Below are 25,264 nucleotides of genomic sequence, written 5' to 3'. Positions count from 1 at the left end.
CAGACCGACTTCTCGCAAGGGACCATCACGTGAAGGCTCTCGTCCTTTCCGGCGGTGCGGGCACGCGCCTGCGCCCCATCACTCACACCTCGGCCAAACAGCTCGTACCGGTGGCCAACAAGCCGGTGCTGTTCTACGGACTCGAAGCCATCGCCGACGCGGGCATCACCGATGTCGGCATCGTCGTGGGCGACACGGCAGAGGAGATCCGCGAGGCAGTCGGGGACGGATCCCGCTTCGGGATCAAGGTCACCTACATCCCGCAGGAGGCACCGCGCGGTCTGGCCCACGCCGTCCTCATCTCGCGTGATTTCCTCGGCGACGACGACTTCGTGATGTACCTCGGGGACAACTTCATCGTCGGGGGGATCACGGGTCTGGTCGACGGCTTCCGCGCCGAGCGCCCCGACGCCCAGATCCTGCTCACCAAGGTCCCCGACCCGACAGCGTTCGGTGTGGCCGAGCTGGACGGCGAAGGCCGCGTCGTCGGGCTTGAGGAGAAGCCGGAGGTCCCCAAGAGCGATCTCGCACTCGTCGGCGTCTATCTCTTCACCCCGGCCGTGCACGAGGCCGTCCGCTCCATCGGCCCGTCCCGGCGCGGCGAGCTGGAGATCACCCACGCCATCCAGTGGCTGATCGACCAGCGCAAGGACGTGCACTCCACGACGATCTCCGGTTACTGGAAGGACACCGGCAACGTCACCGACATGCTGGAGGTCAACCGCGCGGTCCTGGAGACCGTCGACCCCTGCGAGGAGGGCACGGCCGACGAGGCCAGCGAGATCATCGGGCGGGTCATGATCGAGAAGGGCGCCCAGGTCGTCCGCAGCCGTATCGTGGGGCCCGCGATCATCGGCGCGTCCACGGTGATCAGGGACGCGTATGTCGGTCCGTACACCTCGGTCTCCGAGGGGTGCCGGATCGAGGACAGCGAGATCGAGTACTCCATCGTCCTGCGCGGTTCCTCGATCACCGGGGTCCGCAGGATCGCGGCCTCGCTGATCGGCCGGGGCGTCGAGGTGACGCCCTCTCCCCGCAGCCCGGCAGCCCACCGACTTGTCCTCGGCGACCACAGCAAGGTGCAGATCTCTTCATGACGAACAGGATTCTGGTGACCGGCGGCGCCGGCTTCATCGGCTCGCACTACGTCCGTACGCTCCTCGGCCCGCAGGGCCCCGGCGATGTCACGGTCACCGTGCTCGACAAGCTCACCTACGCGGGCAACCCGGCCAACCTCGACGAGGTCAGGGAGCACCCCGGATTCTCCTTCGTGCAGGGGGACATCTGCGATCCCGCGCTGGTGGACAGGGTGATGGCGGACCACGACCAGGTGGTGCACTTCGCCGCCGAGTCCCATGTGGACCGGTCCATCGACGGCGGCGCCGAATTCGTACGGACCAATGTGGTCGGCACCCACACCCTGGTCGACGCGGCGCACCGGGCCGGTATCGGCACCTTCGTGCACATCTCCACCGACGAGGTGTACGGCTCGATCGACGAGGGCTCCTGGCCCGAGACCCACCCGCTCGAACCCAACTCGCCGTACTCGTCGGCCAAGGCGTCCAGCGATCTGATCGCGCTCTCCTACCACCGCACCCACGGTCTGGACGTACGGGTGACCCGCTGCTCCAACAACTACGGGCACCACCACTTCCCGGAGAAGGTCATCCCGCTCTTCATCACCAACCTGCTGGACGGCAAGTCCGTCCCGCTCTACGGTGACGGCGGCAACGTCCGCGACTGGCTGCACATCGACGACCATGTGCAGGGCATCGAGCTGGTCCGTACGAAGGGCCGGGCGGGCGAGGTGTACAACATCGGCGGCGGCACCGAGCTCTCCAACAAGGAGCTCACCGGGCTGCTGCTGAAGGCATGCGGGGCCGACTGGGAGACCAGCGTCGAGTACGTCGCCGACCGCAAGGGCCACGACCGGCGGTACTCGGTGGACTGCGCCAAGATCCGCACGGAGCTGGGGTACGAGCCCCGCCGGGAGTTCGCCGACGGGCTCGCGGAGACCGTGCGGTGGTACCGCGACAACCGCGCCTGGTGGGAGCCGCTGAAGGAGCGTGCGGCGCTCGTCTGACGCGCCCTCACCGGCGGCCGGCCGGCCGCCGCCGCACCCAACCGGCGTACAACCAACTGCAGCCCCCGCCGGTCATCGTGAGCAACCCAAGCCGTCGGAAGGCCGCTCGCGATGCACGCACCCCGTCTCCGCTCCGTACTCCTGACCGCACCCGGGCTCGCCGCGGCGCTCGCCGTCGCCGGCCTGACCGGTCCTCCCGCCGCGGTGGCCGCTGCCCCGGCCGCCACGGCTCCACACCAGGACTTCAACGGTGACGGTTACCAGGATCTGGTGGTCGGCGCCCCGGGCGGCACGGTCGGCGGCCGGGCGAAGGCCGGGTACGTCACTGTCCTCTACGGCTCTGCGCACGGTGTATCGGCCGCCTCCCACCTCACCGTCAGCCGGGCCACCCCCGGTGTCCCGGGCGACCCGGCCGCCGGGCAGGGCTTCGGCGCCGGCACCGCGGCGGCCGACCTGGACGGCGACGGCTACACCGACCTGGCCGTCGGCGGGCCGCTCGCCGCCGACGCGGTCATCGTCTGGGGCGGCCCGGACGGCCTGACCGGCGGCACCGCGGTCCCCGGCCACGGCAACCTGGTGCAGACCGGCGACTACAACGGCGACGGCCACCCCGACCTGATGGCGCTCCGTACCGGCGTCCCGGCGGGCGACGACCCGACCGGCTCCGACGGGCTGGTCTGGAACGGCCCGGTCAGCCGGGCCGGAGCCCCGGCGTCCAGCTCGCACTTCACCGGGGAGCAGTACCACGACCTGTACGCGGCCGCGTCCGGCGATGTGAACGGCGACGGGCGCGACGACCTCGCGTTCACCGAGTACACCGGGGACGGCGGCTTCGGCACCGCGCTCTTCCTCAGCGGCGCCGCCGGGCCGGGCGACCGCGGCACCCCCGTGAAGGCCGCGGCGGACGCGCACGCGGCCGTGACCATCGGCGATGTCAACGGCGACGGCCGCGGCGACCTGGTCCTCGGGAACACCGGCGGCGACGCCGGAGAGGTGACGGTCGCCTACGGCGCGCCCACCGGCCTCAGCCCCGAGCGGGAGTGGACCACCCTCACGCAGGACACCCCGGGGGTCCCGGGCAGCGCCGAGCCGGGCGACGGTTTCGGCGCCGCGCTGTCGGCCGGGGACGTGAACGGCGACGGTATCGACGACATCGCGGTCGGCGCCCCCTACGAGGATCTGGGCACCACCCGGGACGCCGGCTATGTGACCCTGCTGCCCGGCAGCGCCGCCGGGCCGACCGGCCGGGGCGCGCAGGCGTTCAGCCAGGACACCGCGGGCGTTCCTGGCACGGCCGAGGCGGACGACCGGTTCAGCAGCGCGGTCCGGCTGCTCGACATCAATGGCAACGGCTACGCCGATCTGGCGTCCGCCGCGGTGAACGAGGACGGCGGGAACGGTGCGGTCTGGGTGCTGCGGGGCCGCCCCGAAGGGCTGGTGACCGACGCCGCCGCGGTGGCCGGACCGGTCGGCGCCGGGGCACCGGCGGCCAAGGCCGCGTTCGGACAGCACCTCGGGTAGCGTCGGCCGCGTCCGTCGGACCGTGGCGGACCCTGCCGGACCCCGACGGGCTCCGCCGGACGCGACCGACGCAGAGAACAGGTGGAACATGAGCGGCAGTTGGCTGGTCACCGGGGCGGGCGGCATGCTCGCCTGGGACCTCCTCGCGCGGCTGGCGGACGAGGACACCCCGGCGGTCGGCCTGGACCGTGCGGCGCTCGACATCACCGACCCGGCGGCCGTCCGTGGCGCGCTGGCGGAGCACCGCCCTGCGGTCGTCGTGAACTGCGCGGCCTGGACCGCCGTGGACGACGCCGAGGCCAAGGAGGACCAGGCGCTCGCCGTCAATGGCACGGGCCCCCGGGTGCTGGCCGAGGCGTGCCGGGAGAGCGGCGCCGTACTGCTCCAGATCTCCACGGACTACGTGTTCGCCGGTGAGGGCACCGAGCCGTACGCCGAGGACGCCCCGGTCGCCCCGCGCAGCGCGTACGGCCGGACCAAGCTGGCCGGGGAGCGGGCCGTGCTGAACGTGCTGCCCGAACGCGGATACGTGGTCCGTACGGCCTGGCTGTACGGAGCGGGCGGCGGCAACTTCGTCCGGACGATGGTCCGCCTCGAAGGCGTCAAGGACACCCTGGACGTCGTGGACGACCAGCGCGGCCAGCCCACCTGGACCGCCGATCTGGCGGATCTGCTGGTGCGGCTCGGCGCGGGCGCCCTCGCCGGTACCGCGCCCGCCGGTGTCTACCACGGCACCAGCGGCGGTGCGACGACCTGGTTCGGGCTCGCCCGGGAGATCTTCCGGCTGCTGGCGGCCGACCCGGCGCGGGTGCGGCCCACGACCAGCGAGGCGTTCGTGCGGCCCGCGCCCCGCCCCGCGTACAGCGTGCTCGGGCACGACCGCTGGGCTGCGGCGGGCATCGAACCGCTCCGCGACTGGCGGCTCGCGCTGGCCGACGCGTTCCCGGCCCTGGTCGCCGCCGAACGCTCCTGAGCTGCCGGAACGGGGCTGTGTGCGGCGATTCGGTAAATGTTCTGTCACCCTGTTCCGATGTTTCCGGGGACCAGATGTTTCCGGTGACCTGGAGTCCCTCTATTTAATGGATGTTTAAATCGAGCACCGACCTTTCACGGCCCGCCCCGATGATGTAGCTTCGCCGGGGATCGGACCAGTCGTTATTTCGACGAAGGGCGCTCCCCAGTGAACCGTCATGAATTCCTGCGCGGCATCCACCGCACATACCGTCCCCGCACCTATCTGGAGATCGGGGTCAATGACGGTCGCAGTCTGGCGCTTTCCCGGGTGCCTTCGATCGCCGTCGACCCGGCGTTCAAGGTCGTGACGTCGATCAGCTGCGATGTGCATCTGGTCAAGCAGACGAGTGACGCGTTCTTCGCCAGGAAGGACCCGCTGCTGCACCTGCGGACCGGGCGCAACCCCTTCCGGGCCCTCGCCCGCCGGGACCCGCTGGGCCTGCTGGGCGCCGAACCCCGGCTCGAATTCTCCTTCATCGACGGCATGCACCTCTTCGAGTTCGCCCTGCGCGACTTCATGAACGTCGAGAAGCACGCCCGCTGGAACAGCGTGATCGTCCTGGACGACATGCTGCCGCGCAACATCGACGAGGCGGCCCGCGACCGGCACACCGGGGCGTGGACGGGCGATGTCTACAAGGTCGCCGAAGTGCTGCGCAGGTTCCGCCCGGACCTGCTGGTGGTCGAGGTGGACACCAAGCCGACCGGGGTGGTCGCCGTCTTCGGCGCCGACCCTTCGAGCACCGTACTGAAGCAGAACTACGACGCGATCCTCGCTAAGTACGTCACCGAGGACCCGCAGGACGTCCCCGCGGAGGTGCTGGGCCGCAAGCGCGCGGTGGCCCCCGAGGCGCTGCTCGGCGCCGGCTTCTGGCCCGCGCTGATCCGTGCCCGCAACCTCAACCGCCCGCGCTCGGCCTTCACCGGTCTGCGTCGGCAGATCGAACGCGTCACGGGCTGACCGCCCCGCCCCGACGGTGGATGCCGCGCCCCGCGCCGCACGGTGATCGCAGTGCCCCCGAACCGCGAACGCCGCCCCCCGGAGGAGACGCGGCGTTCACCGTCCAGTCGTTCACCGTCCCGTCGTTCACCGTCCCGTCGTTCACCGTCCCGTCCGGGCCGCCGCGGTCAGTCCCGCAGTTCCTCGGTGTACGCGACACAGTCCGCGTACGAGGGCAACAGCCCCTGGGCCTCGGCCTCGGCGAGCGTCGGCGCCGCCGCGTCCTTCTCGGAGAGCAGCGGCGTGACGTCCGCCGGCCACTCGACGGCCAGCTCCGGGTCGAGCGGATGGATGCCGTGCTCGCGCTGCGGGGCGTATCCCGCGGAGCAGAGGTAGATCACGGTGGCGTCGTCGGTCAGCGCGAGGAAGGCGTGGCCGAGCCCTTCGGAGAGATAGACGGAGCGGTGGTCCACGTCGTCGAGCCGGACGGCCTCCCACTTCCGGTACGTGGGTGAGCCGACCCGGATGTCCACGACGACGTCGAGCACGGCGCCGCGTACGCACTTGACGTACTTGGCCTGGCTCGGCGGCACATCGGCGAAGTGAATTCCGCGGAGCGTGCCCCTGCGGGAGACCGAGCAGTTGGCCTGGGCGAGCCGCAGGCTGTGACCGGCCGCCTCGGACAGATCGGACTCCCTGAACCATTCGTGGAAACCGCCGCGGCTGTCCGGGAAGACCTTCGGCTCATGCACCCAGGCTCCCTCGATGGCGAGCTGCCGCATCAGATCACGTCCTTGTCTGCATTTCCGCTGTCGGGACATCTGGAATCTGTGGGATTTCCACAGGGGCTGGACGGGGGAATTCCCGCGGGCCCGCAATGCGCTGCCCGCCTCTCACCGGTCCCTCTCGACCGTCTCTCCCGGCGTGGCTCCGTACGGTGCCGTGCTGCTCCGCGCCGCTCCGTACTGCGTGCGACCGCGCGGTGCCGCTTCGTGCCGTACCGCTTCCCGCTGTGCCGCTTCCTGCCGGAGAGCCGTCCGCCGGGCGGTGATCCTATCGAGTGCGCCGCGGCTCCGGCCGGCTGGCCCCGCCGTGGAAGGAATGGGAAATTTCGAAACCAAGGCCGGGTGCCGGTCCCGCCGGCGGGTGTGATATGACCGCACCTTGTTTGAAGTGGGCGGATATAAGTACGGCCTGTGAGGCAACTAAATGCCGTCCTCGGCCATCTCACTGTTGTGATGAGCACCAGTGAGCCCGATGTGACCGTGGTCGTCGGGGCCTATGAAGCGATGCCGTACCTCGTCAAGTGCCTGGAGTCCGTGGAGGCTCAGACCCTGGGCGCCGAGCGGATCGAGATCGTCGCCGTGGACGACGGATCGACGGACGGCACGGGGGAGTACCTTGAGGAGTTCGCGGCCAGGTCCGCGATACGTACGACAGTCGTCCGGCAGAAGAACTCCGGAGGCCCCAGCGGACCGCGCAACGTCGGGCTCGGGCTCGCTCGCGGGCGGTATGTCTTCTTCCTCGACGCCGACGACTACTTCGGCGAGGAGGCGCTGGAGCGCATGGTCGCGATGGGCGACCGCGCGGGTACGGACGTGGTACTGGGGAAGGTCGTCGGCGTCAACCGCGGCGCCCCCAAGTCCATGTGGAGGGAGACCGTCGAGCGCGCGGACGTCTTCGACTCACAGATCAAGTTCACCCTGAGCGCCCAGAAGCTCTTCCGGCGCTCCCTGCTCGAACGCCTCGCGCTCACCTTCGACGAGAGCCTCAAGACGGGCGAGGACGCGCTCTTCACGCTGGAGACGTATCTGCGCGGTGACGGGGTTTCCGTCATCTCCGACTACACCTGCTACTACCTGGTGGGGCGCGACGACGGCAAGCATGTGACGAAGAGCGGCAGTTACGTGCTGCGCTTCGACTCGGCGCGGGCCCTGATGGGGCTGGTCGGCCGCTGCCTCCCGCCGGGTGTGAAGCGCGACAAGCTCATGGTGCGCCCCTTCGTGGTCACGCTGCTCCCGCAGTTCGGCCCCGGCTTCCTCAAGCAGACGGCCGAGGTCCAGCAGAAGCGGATGGAGCTCGCGGCGCCGCTGATGGCCGAGTACTGGAACCCGGGCGTGGCCGGGAGACTCAAGCCGGCCGAGAGGCTGCGGCTGCACTGCGTCGCGCTCGGCCGGACGGACCTCCTCATCGGCGCGCTCAACCAGCTCAAGAAGAACAAGCAGCCCGAGCGGGTCGGCCGGGGCCTCAACGGCACGTACCACCTCGCCCTTCCGTACTTCAGGGACCCCTTGGCCGGGATCCCCGACTACGTCTACGCCATGCCCTGCCCGCCGGTCTGGCGGCGGCTGCCCGCGGCCGGCCGCACCCGGATCCGCAGGCTGCGCAAGTGGGCCTCGGCCCGCCCTGTCCAGCGCGTGGAATACCCGCGCGCGGGCGGACAGGGCTGACATAGATTCGGTCGTGTGACAGAGGCAAGGCAAGAGGCAAGGCAACTCGTAGCGGACGCACGCAGGATCGTCGTGAAGGTCGGATCCTCCTCCCTCACGACCGCGGCCGGCGGCCTCGACGCGGACCGGGTGGACGCCCTCGTCGACGTACTGGCGAAGGTCAGGAGCGGTGGCGAGAAGGAGATCGTGCTGGTCTCCAGCGGCGCCATCGCCGCCGGGCTCGCCCCGCTGGGACTGGCCCGCCGCCCCAAGGACCTGGCCAGGCAGCAGGCCGCCGCCAGCGTCGGCCAGGGGCTGCTGGTCGCCCGGTACACCGCCTCCTTCGCGCGCTACGGCGTCCGGGTCGGCCAGGTGCTGCTGACCTCCGACGACACCAGCCGCCGGGCCCACTACCGCAACGCCTACCGGACCCTGGACCAGCTCCTCGCCATGGGCGCACTGCCGGTCGTCAACGAGAACGACACCGTCGCCACGGACGAGATCCGCTTCGGGGACAACGACCGGCTGGCCGCCCTCGTGGCCCATCTCGTACGGGCCGATCTGCTCGTCCTGCTCTCGGACGTCGACGGCCTGTACGACGGCGACCCCGCGAAGCCCGGCACCCACCGGATCGCGGAGGTGGCGGGCCCCGAGGACATCGCACACGTCTCCATCGGCTCGGCGGGAAAGGCGGGCGTCGGCACCGGCGGCATGGTCACCAAGGTCGAGGCGGCCCGGATCGCCGCAGCGGCCTCCGTGCCGGTCGTGCTGACCTCGGCCTCCCGGGCCGCCGACGCCCTCGCGGGCCGGGACACCGGCACGTACTTCCACCGCACCGGCCGCCGCTCGGCCGACCGGCTGCTCTGGCTCCAGCACGCGTCGACGCCCCGGGGCGCGCTCACCCTGGACGACGGAGCCGTACGGGCGGTGGTGGAGCGGAACTCCTCGCTGCTGCCCGCCGGAATCGCCGCGGTCGAGGGCGAGTTCAGCGCCGGCGACCCGGTGGAGCTGCGGGACACGGCGGGCCGCACCGTCGCCCGCGGTCTGGTCAACTTCGACGCCAAGGAACTCCCGCAGCTCCTCGGCCGCTCCACCCGAGATCTGGCCCGTGAACTCGGCCCGGCCTACGAACGTGAAGTCGTACACAGGGACGATCTCGTTGTCATGGCCCCCTGAAACGGCTGAAAGACCAGCCTTTCAGCAGGGACCTTCCTGAAAACCGTCACGCGCCGGGCGCCGGGCTGGTCAACTTTGTCCGGGAGCCCCCTCCCGACCGCTGCCCCGGCCCCTCGCCGCGGGACAGACGCCGCAACGCACACAGGAGGCCGCCGGTGAGACGAGCCCGCCCCGGGGCGCCGCCCCGAGGAACCGGGGAGCGGACCCTGACGAGTGTCGGCGCGGGGGCCGGCTTCGACGAACGTCCGGAAGGGGACGCGGACGGAGAACAGCGCCCGCAGCGGCCCGGCGAGAACCCCGCCCTGTCGAAGCTCTGGCACATCACCCTGAGCGTCTCGGGCCGCCCCGCCCCGATCAAGGAGGTCAGACGCGGTCTCGAACAGCTCGCCCACGACCACCCCTTCCTGCTGACCAGCCGGTACGCCGACGACCACGCGGAGATCCGTTACTGGGAGGAGGCACGGGACCTGCACGACGCCGCAGCCGTGGCCCTGCGCCTCTGGGGCGAGCACCGTTCCACGTCCCGGCTGCCGCCGTGGGAGATCGTGGGTCTGGAGGTCATCGACCGGGAGACCTACCACCTGCGGATCGCCGAGGGGTACGGCCCGCCGCCCGCGGCGCCCGTGGGGGTGCATCCCTTCTGACTGCATCCCTTATGACGGCCTCCGCCGTCTCGGAGCGTGGGATGACGGACGGACGCCCGCAGACCGCCCATTAGTCTGCGGGCATGACCTCGCTCTCCCCGCTCTCCGACCAGTCCCCGGTCATCCAGGCCGCCTACCGGTCCCGCGCCGCCGCGGCCGACCTCGCGCCGCTGCCGCGTGCGGCCAAGGACGACGCGCTGCTGGCGATCGCCGACGCGCTTGAGGTGCGTACGTCCGAGATCGTCGAGGCCAACGCCGAGGATGTCGCGAGGGCCAGGGCCGACGGCGCGGCCGAGACGGTCATCGACCGCCTCACCCTCACCCCCGAGCGCATCCGCGCCATCGCCGGTGACGTACGGGACGTCGCGGCCCTGCCCGACCCGGTCGGCGAGGTCGTACGCGGCTCGACGCTGCCCAACGGCATCGACCTGCGCCAGGTGCGGGTGCCGCTCGGCGTCGTCGGGATCATCTACGAGGCCAGGCCCAATGTGACCGTGGACGCCGCCGCGCTCTGCCTGAAGTCGGGCAACGCGGTACTGCTGCGCGGCTCGGCCTCCGCGTACGCCTCCAACACCGCGCTCGTCCGGGTGCTGCGCGACGCGGTCGGCGGCTCCGGGCTGCCGGCCGACGCCGTCCAGCTGGTGCCGGGCGAGTCCCGCGAGTCCGTGCGGGAGCTGATGCGCGCCCGCGGCATGGTCGACGTGCTGATCCCGCGCGGCGGTGCGTCCCTGATCCGCACGGTCGTCGAGCAGTCCACCGTGCCGGTCATCGAGACCGGCACCGGCAACTGCCATGTGTACGTGGACGCCCAGGCCGATATCGACATGGCCGTCGCCATCCTCGTCAACTCCAAGGCGCAGCGGCCCTCCGTCTGCAACGCGGCCGAGACCCTCCTGGTCCACCGGGACATCGCGGACGCCTTCCTGCCGAAGGCACTCGACGCGCTCGCGGAGGCGGGCGTGACCGTGCACGGCGACGAGCGGGTGCTCGGGTACGCCGCCGGTACGAAGGCCACGGTCGTGGAGGCGACCGCCGACGACTGGGAGGCCGAGTACCTCTCGTACGACATCGCGGCAGCCGTCGTCGACTCGCTGGACGCCGCCGTCGCGCACATCAGGCTGTGGACATCCGGCCACACCGAGGCGATCGTCACCACATCGCAGGCCGCGGCCCGCCGCTTCACCCAGCTGGTCGATTCCACGACGGTCGCTGTGAACGCGTCCACCCGATTCACCGACGGCAGCCAGTTCGGATTCGGCGCCGAGATCGGCATCTCCACACAGAAGCTGCACGCCCGGGGCCCGATGGGGCTGCCCGAGCTGACCTCGACCAAGTACATCGTGACAGGAGACGGTCACACTCGGTAACCCCCTGACCGGTCGGCTTCGCACTCTCCCTGCCCAAATCGCCCCACCGGGTCTACTCTGAGGGCGTGCCTGACGACGTGGGGGGCAGGCCGTTCCAGGACGGCTGGGAGCCTGACGACGACCGCGGAGGAGCGGACGAGGAATTCGCCTCCGTGGTCTTCGGCGAGGACTTCGTCAGGGCCGCCACCATCCATGAGCCGACCGCGGTCGAGCGGCTGCTGGCCGCCGCCGAGGCGCGCGCGGAGGCCGAGGCCGCAAGGGCGCGCGCGGGCGGCCCGGGCGGCGATGACGACTACTTCGACGAGTACGACGAGTTCCTCCGCGAGAACGCCGCGGACCACGGCCTGTTCTACGGGCCCGGCGGCCCCGGTGCGTACGGCGTGGGCCCCGACGACGGCGAGAGCGGTCCCTACGGTCTGCACGGCGGCACCCTGCGCCCGTACCGCGGCAGGGCGCGCTGGCACCGGCCGGTGGCCTGGCTGCTGGCCCTCGTCATGGGGATCGGCATGGTGGCCCTGGCCTTCGCCGCGGTCTACCGGGGAGCGTCGGCCAGCCGGCAGGACCAGGTGCCGGCGCCCGTGACGACCGGGGTCGGCGCGGTGCCGGGCGGCGCGAGCGTCACCCGGTCATCGCCGTCACCCTCCGGGCACTCCGCGAGCGAGTCCGCCGGGCACTCCGCGAACCGGTCGGCGGGCACTGCGACGACCGCTCGCTGAGCCATTCGGCCCCACCTGTCCCCGCCCTTCCCCGCACGCCCTGACCGGGCCACCCGGCCGCCGGGACCCGCCCCGGCCACGGCCCTGCGGGCCTCCACGCGCCGGAGGGGCGCGACCGGCGCCGAAGTTGGCCCGTACCGGGGCGTTTAGGCAGCCCCGCCACGACCTAGTCTCAAGGTATGGCGGGGCGCGATGAGCCACCCGAGGGGTCACCCGAGGGCCTGCCCAGCGGTGGCGACGACGAGTACCGGTCCGTCGTCTTCGACGAATCGTTCATCCGGGCTGCCCGGCTCCAGGAGTTCTCCGCGCAGGAGCGGATGGGCCGGCACGCGCGGGCCGTCCGCAGCCGCTCCGGCTGGCCGCGCAGAGGCCCCGGACGCCTGCTCGTCGCACTGGCGCTCCTGGTGGTGGCCTTCGGCACCGCCGTCTTCATGGGCATCCACCACCCGTACCGGCCGCCGCAGGTGCCCCGGGCCCAGCCCTTGCGCACCACGGTCGTCCCGCTCGCGCCGCGCGGCACGGTGCCGGGCGGCACACCGGCCGACCTCTTCGCGCACAGCCCGGCCGCCGCCTTCCGCACCGGCGCCGACGGGGTGAACCCGCCGGGGGCCCGGAGCACCGCGCACTTCGCGTACAGCGAGGTACTGGCCGCGCTGAAGATCGCCCGGCAGTACGTCGTGGCGTCCTCGCTGGACCCCGCCGTGCTGATGGGCGGCCCGGCACAGAAGGTCAGGGACCTGATCGCCCCCGACCAGTACCCGCAGTTCGACCGGAGTCTGGCCGCGCCGTCGGCGGACGGCCGCCACGCGGCGACCGGCTGGCTGGTCCGCTTCGATCCCGCACGGGTGGCGCTGGCCGGCCCGGATGTACGGGTGGCGGGCGTCATGCGGTACGAGGAGTCGGCGGACCGGACGCTGGAGGTGGTCGCCGACCACACCTTCGTCTATCCGCTCAGGCCGGCCGGGCCCCGGGCCGGGAGGACCGGGTCGGCGACGGCGGACGGCGCCTCGCTCTTCACCGTCCGCCGCGAGGTGCACTTCCGTTTCGCCGCCGAGGACCTGCGGCTGCGCCAGGCGGAGGTCACCGTCGCCGATGTGCAGGCCGGGCCGCAGAGCTGCACGGCCGACGTGGCGAACCGGCTGCGCCCGCTGCTCGCCGGGGAGCGCGCGTCAAACGGCGGCCCGGCCGGCACCGATCCGTACGCCACCGGGCAGCCGGCCACCTCCCTGTGCGGGACGCTCGCCGCTAGGTCGCAGCCGGTCCTTCCGTAGGACCGGCGGGGCCGCCAGGGCTGTCAGGACCGGCGGAGCCGCCAGGACCGGCGGAGCCGCCAGGACCGGCGGAGCCGCCAGGACCGGTGGAGTCGTCGCCGGACCCGCCGTCCGTGGCACCGCCGTCCTTCCCCGTACCGCCCCTGGCGCCGCCGCCCGCTCCGCCCGTGAACTTCCCGCGCAGCTTTCCGCCCAGGTCACCGGCGCCGCCCGCGATGTCGCCCACCAGCTTCATCAGCGGGTCCTTGCTGGTGCGCACCGTGTCGGCGTAGTGCGAAGCGGATTCGCGGAAGGAGTCGCCGACCGATGTGTCCTTGTCCTCGTCGCGCCGGGGATAGTGCCCGTCCATGATCCGCTGGAAGTCCCGGCTCTCCGCCCACTTCTTCAGCTCGGCGGCGCGCACGGTGGTGAAGGGGTGGCTGCGCGGCAGTACGTTCAGGATCTTGAGCACCGAGTCCCGCAGGTCGCCGCCCGCCTCGTACTCCTCGGCCTGCTCCAGGAACGCGTCCACGTTCATCTCGTGCAGATGGTTGCCACCGGCGATCTTCATCAGACCGCGCATCGACGCCCGGAGGTCCTGGCCGACCAGCAGCCCCGCCCGGTCGGCGGAGAGCTCCGACTTGCGGAACCACTCGCGCAGCGCCGTCACCAGCGCCATGACCGCCACATTGCCCAGCGGGATCCAGGCGACCTTCAGCGCGACGCTCGTGAGGAAGAGCAGGAGCGTGCGGTACACCGCGTGGCCGGAGAGCGCGTGCCCCACCTCATGGCCGACGACCGCACGCATCTCCTCCTCGTCGAGGAGCTCGACGAGACCCGTGGTGACCACGATGATCGGCTCGTCCAGGCCGATGCACATCGCGTTGGGCCGGGGGTCCTGCGTGACGTACAGGGCGGGGACCTTCTCCAGGTCCAGGATGTAGCAGGCGTCGCGCAGCATCACGTGGAGGTGCGCGAACTGGGCGTCGCTCACCCGCACCGAGTCGGAGAGGAAGAGCAGCCGCAGGCTGCGCTCGGGCAGCAGCCCGCTGAGCGCCTTGAGGACGGTGTCGAAACCGGTGAGCCTGCGCAGCGCCACCAGGGCCGACCGGTCCGCCGGATGTTCGTACGCCCGTGAGGAGATGCCCTGGAAGCGCCTGCGCCGCCTGCCGGGCACGTTCTCGTGACCTTCCCCGTCGCGGCTTCCCCGACCGCTCCCGTAATCGCCGTCCGTCATGGATGTCCCCCTGCCTTCTGTCCTCGTCGAGCCCTGCCCGTCCCCCTGACGGCCCCCAGCGTATGCGGTGGGGCTACCGTGTGGCGGGGGTCCAACACCGAGAAGGAGCGAACCCGTCATGCCGGACGCGACCACACTGCTCGCCGCTGCCTCGAACCAGCAGGGGCCGGGCGACACCCTGCGGGTCCTGCTGGTCGTCCTGCTGGTCGGGGCTGTCCTGCTCGCCTGGTTCCTCCTGCGCGGATATCGCGACAACGACTGAGTCGGCGTGAGCGTGCCCCGGGGCCCCGCATACGATGTCCGCGAAGCCCCCGCTCCGACTCCCGGATAGGTCCTGCTGACCATGAGCCTCCACACCACCACCGCCCACCTCGCCACTCTCGCCTCCGAGAGCGGACACGGCGGTAACCACCCCAGCCTCAGCCCGTACCTCACCGGTGGCGGCGCGCTCTTCGCGCTCCTGCTGCTGCTGTGGATCACCACCCGCTTCAACCGCGACCGCTGACCCGCGGCGCTGACGGGTGGATGGCGGCCCAGTAGGGTCTGCACGCATGGGAGAGCAGAAGAGGCGTCTCGGCGTGATGGGCGGGACTTTCGACCCGGTCCACCACGGACACCTGGTGGCCGCCAGTGAGGTGGCCTCCCAGTTCCGGCTGGACGAGGTCGTGTTCGTACCGACCGGGCAGCCGTGGCAGAAGAGCCACAAGGTGGTCTCCCCGGCCGAGGACCGCTACCTGATGACGGTCATCGCGACCGCCTCCAACCCGCAGTTCTCGGTCAGCCGCATCGACATCGACCGCGGCGGGCCGACGTACACCATCGACACCCTGCGGGATCTGCACGACCTCAACGCCGACACGGACCTCTTCTTCATCACCGGTGCCGACGCACTCTCCCAGATCCTCACCTGGCGGAACGCCGAAGAGCTCTTCGCACTCTCCCATTTCATCGGCGTGACCAGGCCGGGCCATGTCCTGACGGACGACGGCCTGCCGGAAGGCGGTGTCTCCCTGGTGGAGGTGCCCGCCCTGGCCATCTCGTCGACCGACTGCCGTGCCCGGGTCGAGCAGGGTGACCCGGTCTGGTATCTGGTTCCGGACGGTGTGGTGCGCTACATCGACAAGCGCCAGCTGTACCGCGGCGCATGAGCCGTGGAGAGGGGCACCGTTGAACGACCGACAGAACCCGTACGTGCAGTACGACCAGTACGGGCAGCCGATGCAGCTCGTCGGGTACGACGAGTACGGGCAGCCGGTGTACCAGCAGGTGCAGCCGCCGCAGGATCAGCAACAACAGCCTCAGCAACACCAGGCTCCGCACCACCAACAGCCGCACCACCAGCAGAGTTACGACCCGTACGCGCAGCAGCACCAGCAGGCCCCCGGCTACGGATACGACCCGTACGCGCAGCAGCAGCCCCCGCCCGCGTCCTCGCCGTATCAGGGCCAGGGGCAGGGCCAAGGGCAGAGCCAGGGCCAGGGGTACGGCTACGACACCGGGCAGACCGGGCAGCAGCCCGCCGTGGACACCACCCAGCAGTGGATCCCGCAGCAGAGCCGGCCCGAGCAGCCGCAGCGTGAGCAGTCCGCACAGCCCGTACAGTCCGAGCGCTCCGAACAGCCCCCGGAGCAGCCGAAGCGGGCCGTTCCCGGGCAGCGTCGGCCCGCGCAGGGCGACGACGAGTACCGGACCGAGCAGTTCTCCTTCATCGAGGAGCCCGACGAGGACTCCGAAGACGTCATCGACTGGCTGAAGTTCACCGAGAGCCGCACCGAGCGGCGCGAGGAGGCCAGACGCAGAGGGCGTACCCGTGTCGTATCGCTGGTCGTCGTGCTCGCGCTCGTCGTCGTGGGCGGCGTCGGCTACCTCTGGTACGCGGGCAAGCTGCCCGGGGTCTCCGGAGCGGGCGGCGGCGCCACCGCGTCCGGGGCGCAGCAGCGCAACGCGATCGTGGTCCATCTGCACAACACGAAGGGCGGCGGCACCTCCACCGCGCTGCTCGTCGACAACGTCACCACCGGAAAGGGCACCACGCTCCTGCTGCCCAACTCCCTCTCCGTGTCGAACGACGACGGTACGGCGACCACCCTCGGCAAGTCCGTGGACGACGACGGTTCGGACGGCACGAGGGAGGCCCTGGACACCCTCCTCGGGGCCAAGATCGGCGGCACCTGGCGGCTGGACACCCCGTATCTGGAGAACCTGGTCGAGCTGATCGGGAACATCGACATCGACACCGACACCGACGTACCGGACACCAAGAAGGGCGCCGAGCCGCTGGTGCACCGGGGCAAGGACCAGACGCTCAGCGGTCAGATGGCGGTCGCGTACTCCACCTACCGGGCGCCCGGTGAGCCGGAGGCGAAGCAGCTGGAGCGGTTCGGGCAGGTCATGCAGGGGGTCCTGAAGAAGATCTCGGACGACCCGCAGGCCGCGACGACCACCGTGAAGAACCTGGCGCAGATCCTGGACCCGTCCCTGTCCGACAAGGACCTGGGTGCCTCGCTCGCCAAGCTCGCCGCACACGCCAAGAAGGGCGACTACACCACGGAACTGCTGCCCGTGCGGAGCGACGGCACGCTCAGCCCGCAGGCGAGCGCCAGTGTGGTCAAGGACGTACTCGGCGGTTCGGTGAAGGCGCCCGACCAGGGCGACAGCACGAGCGTGGGCGTCAGCAACGCCAGTGGCCGGACGGCCTCCACCGAGAGCGCCAGGATCGCGCTCGTCAACGGCGGCTACTCGGTCGTGGACGGCGGAAAGGCGAGCGTCACCGCGTCGTCGCAGGTCAGCTACAGCGACCCGGCACAGAAGGCCAAGGCGGATGAGGTGGCGAAGACGCTCGGGCTGCCGGCCGGAGCGGTCCGCAAGGGCAAGGCCGCCGCGAACGCGGACGTCTCCGTGGTGCTGGGCCAGGACTACAAGATCAATTAGCGGTTACCGTCCGGCCGGGCGGGACTCTCCGTGTCATCCGGACGGTCCCGTCCGGGCCCGGCGGTAAAAATTGCGGGACCGTCGGCGGTCCGTGAGACCCTTGGGTACTCCACGACCGCCGACGAAAGCCTGCCAGTGACCGCCACGGACCGTTCCATCGAGCTCATCAACGCCGCCGCGCAGGCGGCCGCCGACCGGCTCGCGCACGACATCACCGCGTACGACGTCAGCGATGTGCTGTCGATCACCGACGCCTTCCTGCTCGCATCGGCGCCCAACGACCGCCAGGTCAAGTCGATCGTCGACGAGATCGAGGAGCGGCTGAACAAGCAGCTCGGCGCCAAGCCGGTGCGCCGGGAGGGCGACCGCGACGCCCGCTGGATCCTTCTCGACTACGTGGACATCGTCATCCACGTCCAGCACAGCGAGGAGCGCGTCTACTACGCGCTGGAGCGCCTCTGGAAGGACTGCCCCGAGATCGACCTGCCCGAGGACGCGGTCAAGACCCGCGGCAAGGCCGAGGAGCACGCCAGGCTCCACGGCACCGAGGGCACCGACGCCGGCCTGGACGGTGAGCTGCACTGAACAGCACCGGGGGCGGCCGTGGCCGCCGCATCGTCCTGTGGCGGCACGGCCAGACCGCCTGGAACCTGGAGCGCCGCTTCCAGGGCTCCACGGACATCGAGCTGACCGAGACCGGCGTCGGCCAGGCGCACAGGGCCGCCCGGCTGCTCGCCTCGATGAAGCCCGACGCGATCGTGGCGTCCGACCTCGGCAGGGCGGCGGCCACCGCCCGTGAGCTCGGCGCCGTGACCGGCCAGGAGATCACGTACGACGCCGCCCTGCGCGAGACGTACGCAGGCAGCTGGCAGGGGCTCACACACGACGAGATCATGGCCCGCTACGGCGAGCAGTACGCGGCGTGGAAGCGCGGGGAGCCCGTGCGGCGCGGTGGCGGCGAACTGGAGTCCGAGGTCGCCGACCGGGCCGCCCCTGTGGTGCTCGGCCACGCCGACGCGCTGCCCGACGGCGGGACGCTCGTCGTCGTCAGCCACGGCGGCACCATCCGCACCACCATCGGACGGCTCCTCGGTCTGGAGTCGCGCCACTGGGAGAGCCTGGGCGGGCTCTCCAACTGCTGCTGGTCGGTGCTGGGCGAGGGCGCCCGCGGCTGGCGGCTCCTTGAGCACAACGCCGGGACACTCCCCGAGCCGGTACTCGGCGACGACGACTGAGCCGCGCCGGGTCCCGCAACGGGCCGTCCGAGCGGATTTCGCTTTCCGGCTGGTCGCAGGCTAAAGTTCTTCTTGTTCGCGCCGCAGGAAGCAGAGATTGCAGCGAGCGAAGCGAACAGCGGGGCTATAGCTCAGTTGGTAGAGCGCCTGCATGGCATGCAGGAGGTCAGGAGTTCAATTCTCCTTAGCTCCACAGTCGGAAGCTCCACACCGGAGCAAGGAGAAATCCCGTCCCCAGCAGGGGGCGGGATTTTTCGTCCGCTCGCTCCGGTTCCGCCCGCGCGTCCGCCGACGCCGCTGTCCCTCTTGCGGGGTCATGGCAGAATCGGAGCGCCGGAGGGACGCCGGCCCGGAGGGAGGGGAGAGCGCGATGCCCGCGAGCATGCTCGATCGCGTCAACGCCCTGACCGGCGGGGCGGACACCCGTACCCGCTCCCACCGCGGGGCTCCGCTCAACTGCCCCTCGCCGTCGGCATGTCCGGCCCGCCCCGGCCGCCGCCCTACCCGTCCCGTATGCCCGCCCCACGGCCACCGCTGGAGCTGACTGATGGGTGCACACAGGAGGAAATGCGACTGGTGCGGCAGCGGCACGCCGATCGTCAGGGACATGGACCCGGTCAACCGCGACTACCAGTACTGGTGCGAGGAGTGCGCGCGGGCGCTGATCATCAAAGGCGACCCGATCGAGACCTACCGCGAGCTGGAGGGGGAGCCGATCTACGGCCGGCTCCTGGAGGAGCACTGCACGCTCAAGCGGTTCTACTCCTTCGCCACCGCCTGAGTGCGGAACGGATTTGGCGGAGCAACGGCGGACCGGTAATGTTGGCGGAGCCGAAGGGGTCACCCCGGAAATCGGCAAAGAGCACGGGGCTATAGCTCAGTTGGTAGAGCGCCTGCATGGCATGCAGGAGGTCAGGAGTTCAATTCTCCTTAGCTCCACAGTGAGACCTCGGAAGAGGTAAACGGAAGCGGGTCACCTGATGGGGTGGCCCGCTTCCGCGTGTGCATGCGACGAGGTGTCCGCACGGAGCGTACGGCGCCTGCGGTACCCTGACGCCATGCGTGCCGTACGCCTCCTGCTTAGTGAGCCGCGCTGATCAGTCCCGACCGACGAAGTGTCCCCGGTCGGCATCAGCGCGGCGCCCCCTCCTGTGCGAGGGGCTTTTTCGTTTGGTGCCACAGGCGCCACAGCCATGAGGATCGCGGGCAGAGACGACCGATGGAGCTTTGAGGATCATGACCGAGACGAATTCTTCCCCCGCTGCCGCAAGCGCGGGAGGGCCCTCATCCGAGGTGGCCGCGGCGCACCGTTACACCGCTGCCATGGCCGCCGACATCGAGGCACGCTGGCAGGACTTCTGGGACGCCGACGGCACGTACGACGCACCGAACCCGGCCGGCGAGCTGGCGGGCGACCCGGCCGTGGTGGCCAGGCCCAAGAAGTTCATCATGGACATGTTCCCGTACCCCTCGGGCACCGGGCTGCACGTGGGCCACCCGCTGGGCTACATCGCCACGGACGTCTACGCCAGGCACCAGCGGATGACCGGCCACAACGTCCTGCACACCCTGGGATTCGACGCCTTCGGCCTGCCGGCCGAGCAGTTCGCCGTACAGACCGGTACCCACCCCCGGGCCTCCACCGAGGCCAATATGGAGAACATGAAGTCCCAGCTGCGAAGGCTGGGTCTGGGCCACGACAAGCGCAGGTCGTTCGCGACGATCGACCCCGAGTACTACAAGTGGACCCAGTGGATCTTCGTCCAGATCTTCAATTCCTGGTACGACCGGGACGCGCAGAAGGCCCGCCCGATCGCCGAGCTGGCCGCCCAGTTCGAGAGTGGTGAGCGTGCCGTCCCCGGCGGCCGTGCCTGGGGCGAGCTGTCCGCCGTGGAGCGGGCCGACCTGCTGAGCGAGTACCGGCTGGCGTACGCGTCGGACGCCCCGGTCAACTGGTGCCCGGGTCTGGGCACCGTCCTGGCGAACGAGGAAGTGACCGCCGACGGCCGCTCCGAGCGCGGCAACTTCCCCGTCTTCAAGGCGAAGCTGCGCCAGTGGAACATGCGTATCACCGCCTACGCCGACCGGCTGCTCTCCGATCTGGACGCGCTGGACTGGCCCGAGGCGATCAAGCTCCAGCAGCGGAACTGGATCGGCCGCTCCGAGGGCGCCCGCGTGGACTTCGCGGTCGACGGGGGCTCCGATGCCATCACGGTCTTCACCACCCGCCAGGACACCCTGTTCGGCGCCACCTACATGGTGCTGGCGCCCGAGCACGAGCTGATCTCCGGCGAGAAGTCGATCGTCCCGGACGCCTGGCCCGAGGGCACGCACTCCGTATGGACCGGCGGCCACGCCACTCCGGCCGAGGCCATCGCCGCCTACCGCGCCCTCGCCGCCTCGAAGTCGGACGTCGAGCGGCAGGCCGACGCCAAGGAGAAGACCGGCGTCTTCACCGGCGCGTACGCGGTCAACCCGGTCAGCGGCGAGCAGGTCCCCGTCTTCATCGCCGACTATGTGCTGATGGGGTACGGCACCGGCGCGATCATGGCCGTCCCGGCGCACGACAGCCGTGACTTCGCCTTCGCGCGCGCCTTCGAGCTGCCCATGCGCTGTGTCGTCGAACCGTCCGACGACCGCGGCACCGACCCCGCCACCTGGGACGACGCCTTCGGCTCGTACGAGGCGAAGCTGGTCAACTCCACCCACGACGACATCTCCCTGGACGGCCTGGGCGTCGCCGACGCCAAGGAGCGGATCACCGAGTGGCTGGCCGAGCGCGGCGCCGGTGAGGGCACCGTCAACTTCCGGCTGCGCGACTGGCTGTTCAGCCGGCAGCGCTACTGGGGCGAGCCCTTCCCGATCGTCTACGACGAGGACGGCATCGCGCACCCGCTGCCCGAGTCGATGCTGCCGCTGGAACTGCCGGAGGTGGACGACTACTCGCCGCGCACCTTCGAGCCGGACGACGCGGACACCTCGCCCGAGACCCCGCTGTCCCGCAACGAGGACTGGGTGAACGTCGAGCTGGACCTGGGCCTGGGCGACGGTGTCAGGAAGTACCGCCGCGAGACCAACACCATGCCGAACTGGGCCGGTTCCTGCTGGTACGAGCTGCGCTACCTGGACCCGCACAACAGCGAGAAGCTGGTCGACCCGGCCATCGAGCAGTACTGGATGGGCCCGCGCGAGGGCCAGCCGCACGGCGGCGTCGACCTGTACGTCGGTGGCGCCGAGCACGCCGTACTGCACCTGCTGTACGCGCGGTTCTGGTCCAAGGTGCTGTTCGACCTGGGGCACATCTCGTCGGTCGAGCCGTTCCACAAGCTGTACAACCAGGGCATGATCCAGGCGTTCGTCTACCGGGACAGCCGCGGGATCGCGGTGCCCGCCGCCGAGGTCGAGGAGCGGGACGGCGCGTTCTGGTTCGGGGGCGAGAAGGTCAGCCGCGTCCTGGGCAAGATGGGCAAGTCCCTGAAGAACGCGGTCACTCCGGACGAGATCTGCGCGGAGTACGGCGCGGACACGCTGCGCCTGTACGAGATGGCCATGGGCCCGCTGGACGTCTCACGGCCGTGGGACACCCGTGCGGTGGTCGGCCAGTACCGGCTGCTGCAGCGGCTGTGGCGCAATGTCGTGGACGAGGAGACCGGCGAGGCCGCTGTCGCCGACGCGGAGCCCGGTGAGGAGACGCTGCGCGCGCTGCACAAGGCCATCGACGGCGTCGGCCACGACATGGCGGGGCTGCGGTTCAACACCGCCATCGCCAAGGTCACCGAGCTGAACAACTACCTGACCAAGGCGGGCGGCCCGGTGCCGCGCACGGTGGCCGAGCAGCTGGTGCTGCTGGTCGCCCCGCTGGCGCCGCACATCGCCGAGGAACTGTGGCGCAGGCTGGGCCACACCGACTCCGTGGTGCACCAGGACTTCCCGGTGGCGGACCCGGCGTACGTCGTGGACGAGACCGTGACCTGTGTCGTCCAGGTCAAGGGCAAGGTCAGGGCGCGGCTGGAGATCTCCCCCTCGATCTCGGACGACGACCTGGAGAAGCTGGCGGTGACGGATCCGGGTGTGGTCGCGGCGCTGGGCGGGGCCGGGATCCGCAAGGTGATCGTGCGGGCGCCGAAGCTGGTGAACATCGTTCCGGCCTGAGTCGGACAGAACCGGCCTGAGCCGGACGGGACCGGTCTGAGCCGGACGGGAGACCGCGGGGTTTCCCCTACGGGCAGGTTGGGGGTTCTGGTGGAACCCTCAGCCTGCCCTTTCCGTTTACGGTGGAGATGAGAGAGTCCGACGACCGAGGGACGCCCCCATGGAATCCGTGATCCTGATCCTGGTGCTGCTGTTCCTCGTCTTCCTCGGCGTGGGGGCGTATGCGGCGGTCAAGGTGGTGGGAGCCGCGAGACGGAGCGTCGACCGGACGATCTCGCAGGCCCGGCGGACCGTCGAGGACACCGCGCTGCGCGCGAAGAGCTACGGCCAGCCGGGTGCCGCGGGCGAGCTGGCTCAGCTGAGACTCTCGCTGCGCACATCGATGCGGGCCACCCAGGACGCCCTGCACGCGGGGGTGGCCGAGGACGAGTCACTGCGCGAGACGCTGCGCCTCTTCGACCGGCTGAGCGCACACGGCCTGGAGCTGGACGCGGAGCTGCGGCGGCTGGAGCGCGAGCCGGACAAGTCGGGGCTCGGACAGCGGCTGCCGGCCCTCCGGGAGCGTACGGAGCAGATCACACACTCGGCCGACGCGCTGCGCTGGGCGGCCCGGGACCGGGCCCGGAAGTTCGCCGACGACGATCTGATCGCGCTGAACGAGCAGATCGATGTGGAAGCGGGCGCGCTGCGGCACTGGACGACACCGGCGGAGGATGGTCGTACGGCTGACGGCGCGGCCGGCGGGCGTGCGGCCGGCGGGGATGTGCGGGGGCAGGGACGCGGGGTGCGGCAAGGGGCCGGTTCGGGTTCGACGGCTGATGAGAAGCCCTGGCCGTCCTCCGATGGAGGGGCCGCGGGCGGGAGTGGTGCGCATCGGGCCGGGCCCGACGCGATCACGGCCAGGGACCCTGACCGGCAGCAGCGGTACCCGTGGCAGAAGACCGCACGACCGGAGAGCACGACCTGAGTGACGGGCGTCGGCGAATCGGCAGCGGGCGCGTGGGCCGTCGGCCTGGGGGTGCCGGGCATGGGGACATCCGGCATGGAGACATCCGGCACCGGGGCGTCCGGCGCTGGGGCATCCGGTACCGGGGTGTCCGGCACGGGGGTATCCGGCACGGGCGCGGACGCTTGCGGTCCCGCCGACGAGGGGTCGCACGACTTCGCCACCGCGTCGGCGGGTAATCTCCGGCTCATGTCCCGCCATGTCGCGATCGTGACCGATTCCACGGCCTACCTGCCGCCGCAGACGCTGGCACGGCACCACATCACAGCGGTGCCGCTGACGGTGGTCCTGGGGGACCGCGCTCTGGAGGACGGTACGGAGACCTCGGCCCGCGCCCTGGCGGCGGCCCTGCAGAAGCGGCGCTCGGTGACCACGTCCCGGCCCGCCCCTGAGGTGTTCGCCGAGACCTACCGGGCGGCTGCCGCCGCTGGAGCGAGCGGAATCGTCTCCCTCCATCTGTCGTCCGAGTTCTCCGGTACGTACGACGCGGCCGTGCTGGCGGCGCGGGAGGCACCCGTCCCGGTCCGCGTGGTCGACACCGGCATGGTCGCGATGGCGCTGGGCTTCTGCGCGCTCTCCGCGGCCGAGACGGCCGGCTCGGACGGCTCGCTGGACGATGCGGTGGCGGCGGCGGAGAAGTGCGCCGGAGGGATGTCCGCGTACTTCTACGTGGACACACTCGACTATCTGCGCCGAGGGGGCAGGATCGGTGCCGCACAGGCCCTGCTCGGCTCGGCCCTCGCGGTGAAGCCACTGCTGCAACTCGACGGCGGCCGTATCGAGATGCTGGAGAAGGTACGGACGGCCTCGAAGGCCATCGCCCGGCTGGAGGAGATCGCCGCCGACCGGGCGGGGGACGGCCAGGTGGACATCGCGGTACACCATCTGGCAGCGCCCGAGCGGGCGGCGGCGCTCGCCGAGCGGCTGAGGGAGCGTGTGCCGGGCCTGGTGGACCTGCATGTCAGCGAGGTCGGAGCGGTCATCGGGGCACACACGGGACCGGGGCTGCTGGCGGTTGTGGTCTCGCCCCGCTGAGGCGGTCGGGGGGATGGGCCAGGGAGCGGGCCGGGGCGCGGGGCGGGCAGCGGGCCGGGGGAGTGGACGCGCTCGTTCGGGTGGCCGTGTTATCCACAAGACCCGGTATTTCCACCGTTATTGACCTTGATCAGCACGGTTCCGCGGACGTCCTTACTGTCTCGTGGCATGACTCTCCACGCTTCCCACGCTTCCCGCACGATCATCACGTCACGTTCCGCGACCAGCGGCCCCGGCCGGGCTCCGTCGTCCGACGGCCGCACCCGCACCACCGGTTCGCGTCGTCACGCCCGCCTCAGGCATCGGCACAGGGACCCGGATGAAGAGCTGCGCCTCCGTGCGGAGGCGCTCTTCCCCGCGCGGTCGGCCGCCGTTCCGGTAGCGCCGGGCGGCCCCGGTCTCCCGGCAGAGCGGGGGACGGGGGCAGGTGCGGCCCGCGCGGGGGCTGGCCGGGACAGGGGTGAGGGCGAGGGAAGCGGTGCTCGGGCCGGTACCACGCCGGCTGGTGGCGCGAAGACTGGCGCCGCG

At 71.1% G+C, this 25,264-nt stretch carries 23 protein-coding genes and 2 tRNA genes; 23 read left to right on the top strand and 2 right to left on the bottom strand.

The features are described from left to right. Positions 1-29 precede the first annotated feature (29 nt). The 5 genes from ACWGKJ_RS27230 to ACWGKJ_RS27210 all read left to right on the top strand — a co-directional run bounded on the left by ACWGKJ_RS27230 (position 30) and on the right by ACWGKJ_RS27210 (position 5,579). A complete protein-coding gene (locus ACWGKJ_RS27230; protein WP_385024865.1) occupies positions 30-1,097 on the top strand; it encodes a glucose-1-phosphate thymidylyltransferase in 1,068 nt (355 codons plus the stop codon). Beyond that, complete coding sequence (rfbB, locus tag ACWGKJ_RS27225; RefSeq protein WP_385024868.1) at positions 1,094-2,083, top strand: dTDP-glucose 4,6-dehydratase; 990 nt, start codon at positions 1,094-1,096, stop codon at positions 2,081-2,083. Before ACWGKJ_RS27230 ends, rfbB begins: the two co-directional genes overlap by 4 nt. Before the next feature lie 111 nt (positions 2,084-2,194). Next, the gene (locus tag ACWGKJ_RS27220) at positions 2,195-3,604 is read left to right on the top strand and encodes an FG-GAP-like repeat-containing protein (RefSeq protein WP_453315836.1); all 1,410 of its coding nucleotides are present in this window, start codon (positions 2,195-2,197) and stop codon (positions 3,602-3,604) included. A gap of 88 nt (positions 3,605-3,692) precedes the next feature. Further along, positions 3,693-4,577, top strand: a complete 885-nt coding sequence (gene rfbD / locus ACWGKJ_RS27215) for a dTDP-4-dehydrorhamnose reductase (RefSeq protein WP_385024874.1) — start codon at positions 3,693-3,695, stop codon at positions 4,575-4,577. Between the two features lie 207 nt (positions 4,578-4,784). Further along, complete coding sequence (locus ACWGKJ_RS27210; RefSeq protein WP_385024877.1) at positions 4,785-5,579, top strand: class I SAM-dependent methyltransferase; 795 nt, start codon at positions 4,785-4,787, stop codon at positions 5,577-5,579. A gap of 167 nt (positions 5,580-5,746) precedes the next feature. Here the strand turns inward: ACWGKJ_RS27210 and rfbC are convergent, their stop codons facing one another. Continuing rightward, the gene (rfbC, locus tag ACWGKJ_RS27205; protein ID WP_385024880.1) at positions 5,747-6,340 is read right to left on the bottom strand and encodes a dTDP-4-dehydrorhamnose 3,5-epimerase; all 594 of its coding nucleotides are present in this window, start codon (positions 6,338-6,340) and stop codon (positions 5,747-5,749) included. Between the two features lie 456 nt (positions 6,341-6,796). On the opposite strand from rfbC, the gene ACWGKJ_RS27200 reads away from it, so the two are divergent. The 6 genes from ACWGKJ_RS27200 to ACWGKJ_RS27175 all read left to right on the top strand — a co-directional run bounded on the left by ACWGKJ_RS27200 (position 6,797) and on the right by ACWGKJ_RS27175 (position 13,161). After that, complete coding sequence (locus tag ACWGKJ_RS27200; protein WP_385024883.1) at positions 6,797-8,008, top strand: glycosyltransferase family 2 protein; 1,212 nt, start codon at positions 6,797-6,799, stop codon at positions 8,006-8,008. A 15-nt stretch (positions 8,009-8,023) separates the two neighbouring features. Continuing rightward, on the top strand, positions 8,024-9,163 hold the full coding sequence (gene proB / locus ACWGKJ_RS27195) for a glutamate 5-kinase (RefSeq protein ID WP_385024887.1): 1,140 nt from the start codon (positions 8,024-8,026) through the stop codon (positions 9,161-9,163). A gap of 155 nt (positions 9,164-9,318) precedes the next feature. After that, a complete protein-coding gene (locus tag ACWGKJ_RS27190) occupies positions 9,319-9,807 on the top strand; it encodes a hypothetical protein (protein ID WP_385024890.1) in 489 nt (162 codons plus the stop codon). Between the two features lie 83 nt (positions 9,808-9,890). Beyond that, positions 9,891-11,174: a glutamate-5-semialdehyde dehydrogenase gene (locus ACWGKJ_RS27185; RefSeq protein ID WP_385024893.1), complete on the top strand. Its 1,284-nt coding sequence runs from the start codon at positions 9,891-9,893 to the stop codon at positions 11,172-11,174. A 65-nt stretch (positions 11,175-11,239) separates the two neighbouring features. Then, positions 11,240-11,890, top strand: coding sequence for an SCO2584 family spore wall biosynthesis protein (locus ACWGKJ_RS27180; protein WP_385024896.1), 651 nt, complete (start codon positions 11,240-11,242; stop codon positions 11,888-11,890). Between the two features lie 179 nt (positions 11,891-12,069). Further along, complete coding sequence (locus tag ACWGKJ_RS27175) at positions 12,070-13,161, top strand: SCO2583 family membrane protein (protein WP_385024899.1); 1,092 nt, start codon at positions 12,070-12,072, stop codon at positions 13,159-13,161. Here the strand turns inward: ACWGKJ_RS27175 and ACWGKJ_RS27170 are convergent. Further along, positions 13,136-14,377: a M48 family metallopeptidase gene (locus ACWGKJ_RS27170; RefSeq protein ID WP_385024902.1), complete on the bottom strand. Its 1,242-nt coding sequence runs from the start codon at positions 14,375-14,377 to the stop codon at positions 13,136-13,138. The genes ACWGKJ_RS27175 and ACWGKJ_RS27170 overlap by 26 nt on opposite strands. Positions 14,378-14,495: 118 nt before the next feature. On the opposite strand from ACWGKJ_RS27170, the gene ACWGKJ_RS27165 reads away from it, so the two are divergent. From ACWGKJ_RS27165 to ACWGKJ_RS27110, 12 genes are all read left to right on the top strand, one after another. Then, complete coding sequence (locus tag ACWGKJ_RS27165; protein WP_266857081.1) at positions 14,496-14,639, top strand: hypothetical protein; 144 nt, start codon at positions 14,496-14,498, stop codon at positions 14,637-14,639. 81 nt (positions 14,640-14,720) lie between these two features. Then, the gene (locus tag ACWGKJ_RS27160) at positions 14,721-14,882 is read left to right on the top strand and encodes a hypothetical protein (protein ID WP_385024906.1); all 162 of its coding nucleotides are present in this window, start codon (positions 14,721-14,723) and stop codon (positions 14,880-14,882) included. A 46-nt stretch (positions 14,883-14,928) separates the two neighbouring features. Further along, positions 14,929-15,525: a nicotinate-nucleotide adenylyltransferase gene (nadD, locus tag ACWGKJ_RS27155; RefSeq protein WP_385024909.1), complete on the top strand. Its 597-nt coding sequence runs from the start codon at positions 14,929-14,931 to the stop codon at positions 15,523-15,525. Between the two features lie 19 nt (positions 15,526-15,544). After that, a complete protein-coding gene (locus tag ACWGKJ_RS27150; protein ID WP_385024912.1) occupies positions 15,545-17,308 on the top strand; it encodes an LCP family protein in 1,764 nt (587 codons plus the stop codon). A gap of 135 nt (positions 17,309-17,443) precedes the next feature. Then, positions 17,444-17,893, top strand: coding sequence for a ribosome silencing factor (gene rsfS, locus ACWGKJ_RS27145; protein WP_385024915.1), 450 nt, complete (start codon positions 17,444-17,446; stop codon positions 17,891-17,893). Further along, complete coding sequence (locus ACWGKJ_RS27140) at positions 17,890-18,543, top strand: histidine phosphatase family protein (RefSeq protein WP_385024990.1); 654 nt, start codon at positions 17,890-17,892, stop codon at positions 18,541-18,543. Before rsfS ends, ACWGKJ_RS27140 begins: the two co-directional genes overlap by 4 nt. A gap of 120 nt (positions 18,544-18,663) precedes the next feature. Next, a tRNA-Ala gene (locus tag ACWGKJ_RS27135) sits at positions 18,664-18,736 on the top strand. 354 nt (positions 18,737-19,090) lie between these two features. Beyond that, the gene (locus ACWGKJ_RS27130) at positions 19,091-19,324 is read left to right on the top strand and encodes a hypothetical protein (protein WP_385024918.1); all 234 of its coding nucleotides are present in this window, start codon (positions 19,091-19,093) and stop codon (positions 19,322-19,324) included. Positions 19,325-19,409: 85 nt separating this feature from the next. Continuing rightward, positions 19,410-19,482 (top strand) — tRNA-Ala (locus tag ACWGKJ_RS27125). A 297-nt stretch (positions 19,483-19,779) separates the two neighbouring features. Then, positions 19,780-22,695, top strand: coding sequence for a leucine--tRNA ligase (gene leuS, locus ACWGKJ_RS27120; RefSeq protein ID WP_385024921.1), 2,916 nt, complete (start codon positions 19,780-19,782; stop codon positions 22,693-22,695). A 160-nt stretch (positions 22,696-22,855) separates the two neighbouring features. Further along, positions 22,856-23,662, top strand: a complete 807-nt coding sequence (locus ACWGKJ_RS27115; RefSeq protein ID WP_385024924.1) for a hypothetical protein — start codon at positions 22,856-22,858, stop codon at positions 23,660-23,662. A gap of 228 nt (positions 23,663-23,890) precedes the next feature. Further along, complete coding sequence (locus ACWGKJ_RS27110; RefSeq protein WP_385024927.1) at positions 23,891-24,736, top strand: DegV family protein; 846 nt, start codon at positions 23,891-23,893, stop codon at positions 24,734-24,736. Positions 24,737-25,264 lie beyond the last annotated feature (528 nt).

The sequence above is a fragment of the Streptomyces sp. NPDC054757 genome, from assembly GCF_053612185.1.
This window is presented reverse-complemented; position numbering and strand designations above follow the sequence as displayed.

What these genes read in the sequence shown, in the direction of transcription:
- rfbC (WP_385024880.1), bottom strand. Translation starts at nt 6,340, where the DNA reads ATGCGGCAGCTCGCCATCGAGGGAGCCTGGGTGCATGAGCCGAAGGTC.
- rfbB (WP_385024868.1), top strand. Translation starts at nt 1,094, where the DNA reads ATGACGAACAGGATTCTGGTGACCGGCGGCGCCGGCTTCATCGGCTCG.
- ACWGKJ_RS27200 (WP_385024883.1), top strand. Translation starts at nt 6,797, where the DNA reads ATGAGCACCAGTGAGCCCGATGTGACCGTGGTCGTCGGGGCCTATGAA.
- ACWGKJ_RS27160 (WP_385024906.1), top strand. Translation starts at nt 14,721, where the DNA reads ATGAGCCTCCACACCACCACCGCCCACCTCGCCACTCTCGCCTCCGAG.
- ACWGKJ_RS27175 (WP_385024899.1), top strand. Translation starts at nt 12,070, where the DNA reads ATGGCGGGGCGCGATGAGCCACCCGAGGGGTCACCCGAGGGCCTGCCC.
- ACWGKJ_RS27130 (WP_385024918.1), top strand. Translation starts at nt 19,091, where the DNA reads ATGGGTGCACACAGGAGGAAATGCGACTGGTGCGGCAGCGGCACGCCG.
- ACWGKJ_RS27165 (WP_266857081.1), top strand. Translation starts at nt 14,496, where the DNA reads ATGCCGGACGCGACCACACTGCTCGCCGCTGCCTCGAACCAGCAGGGG.
- ACWGKJ_RS27110 (WP_385024927.1), top strand. Translation starts at nt 23,891, where the DNA reads ATGTCCCGCCATGTCGCGATCGTGACCGATTCCACGGCCTACCTGCCG.
- ACWGKJ_RS27220 (WP_453315836.1), top strand. Translation starts at nt 2,195, where the DNA reads ATGCACGCACCCCGTCTCCGCTCCGTACTCCTGACCGCACCCGGGCTC.
- ACWGKJ_RS27115 (WP_385024924.1), top strand. Translation starts at nt 22,856, where the DNA reads ATGGAATCCGTGATCCTGATCCTGGTGCTGCTGTTCCTCGTCTTCCTC.
- ACWGKJ_RS27185 (WP_385024893.1), top strand. Translation starts at nt 9,891, where the DNA reads ATGACCTCGCTCTCCCCGCTCTCCGACCAGTCCCCGGTCATCCAGGCC.
- leuS (WP_385024921.1), top strand. Translation starts at nt 19,780, where the DNA reads ATGACCGAGACGAATTCTTCCCCCGCTGCCGCAAGCGCGGGAGGGCCC.
- nadD (WP_385024909.1), top strand. Translation starts at nt 14,929, where the DNA reads ATGGGAGAGCAGAAGAGGCGTCTCGGCGTGATGGGCGGGACTTTCGAC.
- ACWGKJ_RS27170 (WP_385024902.1), bottom strand. Translation starts at nt 14,377, where the DNA reads ATGACGGACGGCGATTACGGGAGCGGTCGGGGAAGCCGCGACGGGGAA.
- rfbD (WP_385024874.1), top strand. Translation starts at nt 3,693, where the DNA reads ATGAGCGGCAGTTGGCTGGTCACCGGGGCGGGCGGCATGCTCGCCTGG.